Origin of the sequence: Candidatus Latescibacter sp. (assembly GCA_030692375.1) — a bacterium.
In the GTDB taxonomy this organism is placed as follows: Bacteria; Latescibacterota; Latescibacteria; order Latescibacterales; family Latescibacteraceae; genus JAUYCD01.
The window spans coordinates 1-9,220 of record JAUYCD010000090.1 but is presented as its reverse complement, the minus strand read 5'-3'; the positions used below and the strand labels follow the sequence as shown (position 1 = coordinate 9,220).

Annotated in this window: 7 protein-coding genes; all 7 read left to right on the top strand. The window is 50.8% G+C overall.

Translation table 11 applies throughout. From position 1 onward, the window contains the following. On the top strand, window positions 1–292 hold a 292-nt coding region (locus Q8O92_05760), incomplete at its 5' end, for a hypothetical protein (protein MDP2982817.1). A 196-nt stretch (window positions 293–488) separates the two neighbouring features. After that, the gene (rmuC, locus tag Q8O92_05755) at window positions 489–1,823 is read left to right on the top strand and encodes a DNA recombination protein RmuC (protein MDP2982816.1); all 1,335 of its coding nucleotides are present in this window, start codon (window positions 489–491) and stop codon (window positions 1,821–1,823) included. A 113-nt stretch (window positions 1,824–1,936) separates the two neighbouring features. Further along, window positions 1,937–3,511 carry a pectate lyase gene (locus tag Q8O92_05750; protein MDP2982815.1) on the top strand — a complete coding sequence of 525 codons (1,575 nt, stop codon included), beginning with the start codon at window positions 1,937–1,939 and terminating at the stop codon, window positions 3,509–3,511. A gap of 17 nt (window positions 3,512–3,528) precedes the next feature. Next, a complete protein-coding gene (locus Q8O92_05745) occupies window positions 3,529–5,742 on the top strand; it encodes a T9SS type A sorting domain-containing protein (GenBank protein ID MDP2982814.1) in 2,214 nt (737 codons plus the stop codon). 104 nt (window positions 5,743–5,846) lie between these two features. Further along, complete coding sequence (locus tag Q8O92_05740) at window positions 5,847–7,991, top strand: transglutaminase-like domain-containing protein (protein MDP2982813.1); 2,145 nt, start codon at window positions 5,847–5,849, stop codon at window positions 7,989–7,991. 162 nt (window positions 7,992–8,153) lie between these two features. After that, a complete protein-coding gene (locus Q8O92_05735; GenBank protein MDP2982812.1) occupies window positions 8,154–8,486 on the top strand; it encodes a nucleotidyltransferase domain-containing protein in 333 nt (110 codons plus the stop codon). Further along, entirely contained in the window at window positions 8,467–8,883 is a 417-nt protein-coding gene (locus tag Q8O92_05730) for a HEPN domain-containing protein (protein MDP2982811.1), read from the top strand. The genes Q8O92_05735 and Q8O92_05730 overlap by 20 nt, the downstream gene beginning before the upstream one ends. Window positions 8,884–9,220: the final 337 nt, after the last annotated feature.

The window sequence follows — 9,220 nt, the reverse complement described above, 5'->3', positions numbered from 1 at the left end:
CTGGCCGACACTGAACCGGGTGAAAATGTACGCAGTCACCGGGCCTGAGAACGACCGTGTGTTCCTCCGGTTCACCACATTCACCCCGAATTTCGACACGTACCTGGTCGATGTGGACGAAGAGGGCTGGAAACCATGCACGGAATATTATCCCTGGATGCTCCATTCCGGGCAGAACAAATTCCGTGTGCGGGTTAAAAACAAGCTGGGAGCAGTCGGCAAGCCGAGCGAGGTGGTCATCAATCTGGCGGACAGGCCGAATTTGAGAGAAAGGCCTGGAGGAAATAAGTAAAACATAGGCAGATTCTGAAACGAATTCGGGAAGATGTCAGGAAAAAACTCGATGCACCACGACTTCCCTTGCCCCCATCGGGGGAAAGGGACCGAGGGTTAGGGGGCTGCATTTTAAACGGCCGAAGAATTTATCCCATTTTCCAACGTTAATCCGCCTAATCCGCGGCAAATTTTTTTACAACAGGATGGCATCGATGAGTACGATCCTTATCATTTTCACAGGACTCATGGCGGGAGGATTCGCAGTATGGATGCTCAAACGGGGTGAGGCGGTAAGCCTGAAACAGAGACTTGCCGATCTTGAAACCCGTAATAACCAGCTTTCAGAGGACCTTTCTGCCGAGAAAACGCTCCGTGTCCGTGCGGAAACAAATCTGGAGGCGGAATGCCGGATGTCTGCAGAAAAGCTTGCGCTCATCGAGGCAAAGGGGGAGGATTTAAGGAATGCTTTCAAGGCGCTTTCCCTGGAGGCGCTTCGGAACAACAACCAGCAGTTCCTCGATCTGGCCAAGACCACTCTCGAAAAATTCCAATCCGAGGCCAGAAGCGATCTGGAAAAGAAGGAAAAAGCGGTTGAGAACCTGGTCAAACCGCTGGCGGAGAATCTCACCAAATATGAGATCCATGTCCGCGAGATGGAGGATAAACGGGGGCAGGCATACGGTATGCTCACTGAGCAGGTGCGCGCTCTCCTTGAAAGCCAGAAAGAGCTGAAAAAGGAGACTGGGAAGCTGGCCGATGCCTTCCGGCGGCCTGAAATCCGTGGGCGATGGGGCGAAATCCAGCTCAGAAATACAGTGGAGCTTGCCGGAATGCTTGAGTACTGCGATTTCTTTGAGCAGCAAAGCGCTTCCACTGAAACCGGCGTGCAGCGTCCCGACCTGGTGGTGCGCCTTCCCGGGGGCCGTAACATAGCGGTCGACGCCAAGACTCCCATAAACGCCTATATCGACTCCCTCGATCTATCTGATGAAAAAGCCCGCGAGGAAATGCTGGTCTCATTTGCACGGAATGTGAAAGATCAGATACGGAATCTCGGAAAGAAGGAATACTGGAAGCAGTTCGCCGATTCCCCTGACCTGGTGGTGCTCTTCCTTCCCGGGGAAGTGTTTTATTCAACAGCGCTTCGGGTGGATCCTTCCCTTATCGAGGAAGGCATCGCCAACCGGGTTGTGCTCGCCGCGCCCACTACGCTAATCGTGCTTCTCCGGGTGGTGGCGATGGGCTGGCGGGAGGAGCGCCTGGCCGAAAACGCCCGCCGTATCAGCGACCTTGGGAAAGAGGTCTATACACGTATAGTAACCCTGACAGAACACTTTTCCAATCTGGGCCGTGCGCTCAACCGCAGTGTGGACTCTTACAATCAGGCTGTAGGGTCCCTGGAGTCGAGAGTGCTGGTCAGCGCCCGTAAGTTCGCCGATCTGGGCGCCGGCAGCGAACGATCCATCGAAGATATCGAGCCCCTTGACATCCAGGCCCGGAGATTGAACGCGCCGGAGCGCAGCAAGGGAGAAGCGCCTGTGTCCTGATTTGATAAAGTATTGCGGAAAACTGATGTCATCAGACCCTGAAACGAGTTCAGGGTGACTATGTCATGCCGAACTTGTTTCGGCATCTATTCTAAATCAGGATGACACGTGTCATGCCGAACTTGTTGCCGCTTCTCGGGAACGGTGAAACCGTTTCGGCATCTATCGATAGAAACTTATCCAGAGGAGATAGGAAGATGCACTTTTCATTCCATCGATGCGTGTTATCATGTATAGCTTTCGCGCTCTTGAATTTCGCGCCTGATGCTCTGGCGGCGGCGCAGAAAAAACCCGAGAAAGCATTGGAGCAGAAAGAGGTTCTTGCCGCCATGCGGAAAGCCTCCGATTTCATGATGAATACCGTATCCACCCGCGGAGGGTTCGTCTGGAACTATTCCGCCGATCTTTCCGAGCGGTGGGGAGAGGTCCCGGCCCGTAAAAGCCAGATATGGGTGCAGGGCGCAACCAACGGAGTCGGCGAGCTTTTTCACGATGCATGGAAAACAACCGGAGATTCCATCTACCTCGGCTATGCCAGGCGTGTGGCAGAGGCGATCGTCTGGGGGCAGCATCCAGAAGGCGGCTGGCATTACCTCATCGATTTCGACATGCCGGGGATTCAGAAGTGGTATAACGATGTGGGTTCAAAGTGCTGGGGATGGGAGGAATATTACCACTATTACGGCAACTGCACGTTCGATGATGAAACCACTTCAAGTTCCTGTCAGTATCTCCTCGATCTCTACATGGCCACTCTTGACCCGGTTTTGCTGACTCCGCTTATGAAAGGGCTAAATTTCGTACTCGAAGCCCAATACCCCAACGGAGGCTGGCCGCAGCGCTACCCTCTACGGTATGAGTATACCCATGACGGTCTTGCCGATTATACCTCTTATTACACGTTCAATGACGGTGTTATCCCCAACAACATCTTTCTCCTTATCGATGCCTGGGAAAAACTCGGCGATGAACAATATATCAAAGCGGCGCGGCGCGGGATGGATTTCTATCTCCTGTCCCAGGGACCGGAGGAACAAGCAGGATGGTCAGCACAGTATAATATGAACATTCAACCTGCCCAGGCGCGTTCCTATGAACCAGCAGCATGGAGTACACAAATAACGGTTGGCTGTCTAAGGGATCTGGAGCAGTTCTATATGATCACCGGCGACCGGCGCTACCTTTGTCCGATCCCCCTTGCCATCCGCTGGCTGGAGAACTCAATCATAAACCGCGATCCCTCCAAAAAATACACGCACGGGCGCTTTCTGGAAGTGGGCACCAACAAACCGCTTGTTGCCCATCGAAAGGGGACTACCATGGAGAACGGCCGTTACTGGGTGGATTACAACCTTGAGAATCCCATCACTCATATGGGGATGACCGCGCAGATCGACTGCGAGAGACTGAAGGCTGCCTATGAAAAAGTTAAAGCGATGTCTCCCCAGGAAGCCCGTGCATCCTACCATGCCCGGAAGAAGCGCGCAGAAAAAAGACCGGCATCCGATCCCGAAACGGTGAAAAAACTCATCCAGTCCATGGACCCGCGGGGTGCATGGGTAACCTCAATAACCATCCCCAATTATTCCGACCCCATCACCTCACCCCGCCGTCAGGTGCAGGGCATCAGCACCGGCGGATTCATTTCCAATATGGAAAAATTAATGGGGTATGTGTCTGAACCATGATTTGAAGGTGGTTACCATTGAAATTACACTGCCGCTTTATCATCAATATCACCGTATTCTGTCTTTTGTATACCCCGGTATTTGCCGGTCAGTGGGAGTACTACATCCCGATACAGGGCATCGAAGATATTGCATTCCTGAATGGCAAGCTTTATTGCGCCGCCGGGAGCGGCCTCTTCATCCTTGACCAGAATAATTTCACCTACAGCCGTGTTACGCGGGTAGAAGGATTTCCGGCTACAGCAGCCAACCGTATAGTTCATGAAAATGATAATACCTTGCTCGTTGCTACTTATATTCCCGGCGATACACAAAGAGGTTCCGGTTTATACAGGTATAACTTACAGACCGATACCTGGCGCTTATTCAACAATCCTTATCCTGGTGGAAACCGTCAGCAACCGTATGTGCAGGATATTGTTCGTGACGGTGAAGGCAGTATTTGGCTTATCGGCGATGGTCTTCTCTTTAGAGTAATAAGCGATTCGCTGGTTCAACAGACGGCAGTGAATGGTTTACCGGTTGGTTTTATACCAATATCCCTCGATGTTGACAAACAGGGAGAGCTTTATCTGTCGTGTAAAAGGGAGGGCGGTTCGAGCATTGTCAAAAGGGAAAAGGGGACTTGGAAGGTTTTGCTCGATCAGCCTGGATTCGCACTGGGCAATCTGACCCTTGCTCCCGATGGAATGATATGGTTCAGCCTGTCAACCTCCCTGTATTCCTACGATTTTTCAGAAGTAAAGGATTATAACCTTGGCGGCAGTATTTCCGGTGTCAATGTCGGTCATGTGACTGCAACATCCGATAACAGTATCTGGTGCTTCACACATGAAAATCACATATATCGTGTCAGCAGAGGAATTATTGAGGATAAAACCGATTCATTTCGCCAAGCTCTCCTCTCAGCTATCGCGCCTCATTCCTTCTTCGGTTTTACAGAGTTATATGCAAACGGCAGCGATCTTTGGGTCAGCGCCGATTGCGGGGAAGTCTACGCCAATTATTCAGTCCTCGGCCGTTATTCTGAAGACAAATGGAGTTTTTTCGTTCCTGAGCCGAATCTCATTTACCCTTACCACGTCGGGACACCCGGTGATATTGCTGTAGGCGATGACGGTTCTCTCTGGATGGCAGGCTGGTTCACCATGTGGCCGCAACCGGCAGTACGGTTTCACGATGGCACATGGAGTTTGTACAGGGATATCGGCTGGATCAATGATATCGCAGTCGGTGGAACTGACTGCATGTGGTTCTTCGGCCGGGACGTACGATATTATCGAAATGGAGAGTGGACGACCTTTCGAGCCCAGGATTATCCCATATTCGAGGATGTGTTACGGGCTGGAACTGCCACATCGAAACAAGCTTGGGCAGGAGACGGTCATGGCAACGTTTACCGCTATGAATTTGGCGGTGAATGGATAAAATATGCAAGTGGAGAAATCGGGGTGGATTATGTAACATCCATTGCCGCTGACGATAAGCGGGGAGTCTGGGTTACCGGGTGGAAAGGTACTGCATATTTCGACGGTGATAAATGGAAATTGTATACAGGCAGCACCATCGGACTGCCTGTTCGTGACTGGAACTATGTATCTTTCGGCGTTAACAACGATGTCTGGTTCGCTAGTAATATCGGCCTTATCAGATTTGATGGTGTATCATGGACAGTGTTCGCCACAATGAACGACGGTCTGCCCAATAATATGGTTAATCATATAATGATCGATAGAAACAGAAACTTCTGGATCAGCACTGACAGCGGCTTATGCAGGTTTGACGGAATAAAATTGGAGACCTTTACAAGGGAGAATTCCCCAATCCCAAGCGGTCGGATCGTTGAAACCGCAGAAGCGCCCGATGGTTCAATCTGGATAGCTGGGGCCGGACTCTACCATTACATTCCTGAGACGAGTACCTCTATCGATGAAAATGATCCAAATATTCCCAAGCCTGTAGTCATAGCAGGCAACTACCCAAACCCGTTCAACCCTTCCACAACCATTGTGTTCAATCTTTCCGCTCCTGGCAAAACAACATTGGTCGTATACGACATTATGGGACGTAGTGTGCGAAAACTGGTTTCAGAGCAAACCACAGCGGGTGCACATTCTATTCTCTGGGATGGGAGAGACGATTCCGGCAGGTCGGTTTCTTCTGGAGTCTACATTGCGAAGCTCTACGCCGGAAATCATACAGCAGTGAAGAAAATGCTGCTGATGAAGTAACAAATTTGTTTGATCACTTGTTTAGAAGAGGCAGAGGGGGTCAGGGGGTGAGTTAATAATTCTTGTAAATCCTGTCTAATAAATCATCAAAAGGAGAAAACTACGTGAAGCGAAATCTTTTTTTTGCAGTATTCCTGCCGCTTTTCCTATGCAGTATGGCCGCCTCTGCGCAGGTGGAAACAATCACCTGGAGCGCGGACGCCCGGCAAATCTATGATTCCGGGTTCATGCACAAGCTGATGAAAGACCCGAAGGGCGGGGTGCGCCTGTTCAACAACGAGCCGGTAGAAAATGACAGCCCCGGCGCCGGAGTGAGCGACAAGGGAGTGAACACCGATGAGGTATGGGGCTCAAACCGCGCCCGAAAGGTACTCGCCCTCGACGACCCCCGTGCGGCGAAAGCCTGGATGTTCATTTTTCTTAACCGAAGGGGGAAATTCGCGCTTACGTTCGAGGTGAACGGCCATCGCTCACAGATGGACACCTGGCAGTCGAAAGGGTATGAGCGGTTCCGCTGGGTGGAATTTCCGGCGGAATGGCTGAAAAAAGGGAAGAACGTGATTGACCTCTCCTGTCCGGAAGCAAAAACCGCAGCCGAGGGATGGAGCATCTACCTGGCGCGCGCCGACGAATTCGAAGCCGGGGGCGGCGACTCCAAAGCGGCCGGTAAGACCTCGTTCAAATCCGCCAATGGCGGCGAAACCTGGAAAGAAAGTCCCTTCGGCCCCATCGGCCAGGACCGGGCCGAATACGAGGTGCGTATCTGTCTGAACCGGTATGTCAAAAGCGGCTGGCTGGAAACGCCGGTGATCGACCTCTGGAAGAAGACTCAGGAAGACCTGATCGTGCAGATGCATACCATCCAGAAACTGCGTATCTCCGCCGATTCGGAAGTTCCTCCCGGAACCACGGTCGCCTTGTATATGCGGAAAGGCACGAATGCCAGCCCCTATTCATCCGAATGGGAACCGTACGAAGCAATCGGGAGCGGGCCTGCTGTATCCCTCGAAATGGAGGGGAAAAAGTTCCTGCGGCGCTATCTCCAGTTGAAAGCCGTTCTCTCCACTGAAAATCCCCTCGTAAGCCCGGCGGTCAAGGCGGTAAAAGTCTCTGCGGATTTCAAAGAATCGTTCCCGGTGCCGCTCCACAAGAATATCTATGTAGTGGAAGCCGACAATCCCCCTATCCGGTACTCCTCGGTCAACTGGGTGTGGGAAAAAGCTGACCGTCCCGAATACGCGATACTCCGCAAACGTGAAAACCTGGACAAGGTCATCGCCGGAAGCCGCACCCAGTTCGAGGCGCAGGTGAAACTTCTCGATTACGCCACCAAGCGCTGGCGCTGGAATGAGCCCAATCCAGAATACCCGGAATGGGACGCTCTCTCCATCCTCGACCGTATCGACAAGGCAGGCGGCGGCGGGATGTGCATCCAGTTCAACCTGCTCCTTGCCGGGGCGTGCATGTCGTACGGCTGGCAGGCGCGGCTGGTGGGCATAGACGGCCACGAGGTCTGCGAGGTCTGGAGCGACGATTACGGCAAATGGATATACTTCGACGCCTACAACTGGAACCACGTCATGTGCGACATCAGGACTGGCGCGCCGCTCTCCATGCTCGAACTCCACAAGATTTACCTGGACTATTTCTATCCGGACCGTCCCATGGACTGGCTCTCCGATTACCGTTTCGGCGATGATGCGGTGGCGAAACGTGCCGACAAACCTCCCATCATCCGCAGCTCATCGACCTATAATGACCGGTCGAGCGGCGATTACGGCGGATTCATGCAGTCGAGAATTCTCCGCATAATTCCCCGCAACAACTGGTTCGAGAAATCCTGGCCGCGGCCCCTTTCCCACGGCACCGATTCGTCCTGGCCCTGGGACGGATATGTCACCTGGTACGATGACCGTACACCGCCGCGCATCCAGTATTCCTGGTACACCGACCGTTCCCGCGACATGTGGCCGGACCTGAACAAGACCCACATCAGCGCCTCCCAGGGGTACGGCAATGATCGTCTGTACCTTGAATTCGAAACCTACACCCCCAATTTCAGCCACTTCGAGGTGAATACCGACGACAATGGCTGGGAGAAGGCGGAGGATCGCTGGAACTGGCTCCTGGTTCCGGGGAAGAACACGTTACAGGTTCGGGCGGTAAACAAACAGGGGTCGAAAGGGAAGCCCGCTTCCATCACGGTGAACCGGGTGGAGCTGCCGTTCAAGGAATGGGAGATGAAGTAAAGAAAGAATCCAGGAGCCAGGAGCCAGGAGTCAGGAGCCAGGAGTCAGAAGTTAGAAGACTGAAGACGGGAGAAAAGAATATTTCTCGCGAAGGACGCAGAGTTCGCAGAGAAAAGACTGCAGGATTAGGTCAATCTGTTCAGTCAATTAGGAGATGAACGTATGAACCCGCTGTTCCCAGAAATAAAAAAGATAACGGAAATATTAGTTCGTGATTACAGCCCGGATAAAATCATACTTTTTGGATCAAGGGCTCGGGGAGACAGCAGGCCGGACAGCGATATTGATATTCTTGTCGTTTCAGACAGGGAAAAGGACCTTCCGCGGCACAAGCGGGGGCAGAACGTGCGGTTGAAACTGGCTGACATTTCCGTTCCGCTGGACATTATTTTTTATACACATGACGATTTGAACCGTTTCAAAAATATTCGGCAATCATTTTGTGCAACGGTCCAGAGAGAAGGAGTTGAATTGTATGGAAAAGGAAAAGATTGAATATATTAAAGCATGGATACTCAAAGCGGAAAATGATCTTAAAAGCGCTTTCATTATTCTGGAGTCGGATAATAATGAAAAGCCTTTTGACAGTATTTGTTTTCATTGTCAGCAGGCAGTTGAAAAATATCTCAAAGCCTATCTTGTGTATCTTGATGTCATGTTCACAAAGACCCATAACATAAGTCAATTAATTGAACTGGGTGCAGGAATTGATGGAGAATTACGCAACTACATGATAGCAGACACTCTTACTTCCTATGGAGTCGATATTCGTTATCCAGATGACTTTTATATACCGACAGAAGGGGATGCAAGGGAAGCGTACGATATAGCATTGGAGATAAAGGATTTTATCAGAAAAAAAATGAAATCTTTTTTCTCTGATAACAAATAATGTCTTATCGTTTTGCTCAGCTCGGCTGTTTGAAAGAAGGTTGAAACATGCAAGTACAGAAATTATTCCATTTAGCCCGGATTATTCATAAAAAAGGATTTTCTTTTTGTAAGCGTCAAAACTACAGCCCCCTAAATCCCCCAAGGGGGGACTTAAACGACTAAAAAACAAAATGTAACATATTTTTTACTGATGATGTTGCACTTACATGTGATTATCTTTACCATATTAAGTCCCCCTCCGGGGGATTTAGGGGGCTGCCTTCAAAAAGTAGTAATAAGTATTTGTTTATAAAGTAGTTGATAAATTACTTATGTAACTTTATGAATAATTCGGG

What these genes read in the sequence shown, in the direction of transcription:
- rmuC (MDP2982816.1), top strand. Translation starts at nt 489, where the DNA reads ATGAGTACGATCCTTATCATTTTCACAGGACTCATGGCGGGAGGATTC.
- Q8O92_05750 (MDP2982815.1), top strand. Translation starts at nt 1,937, where the DNA reads ATGCCGAACTTGTTGCCGCTTCTCGGGAACGGTGAAACCGTTTCGGCA.
- Q8O92_05735 (MDP2982812.1), top strand. Translation starts at nt 8,154, where the DNA reads ATGAACCCGCTGTTCCCAGAAATAAAAAAGATAACGGAAATATTAGTT.
- Q8O92_05730 (MDP2982811.1), top strand. Translation starts at nt 8,467, where the DNA reads ATGGAAAAGGAAAAGATTGAATATATTAAAGCATGGATACTCAAAGCG.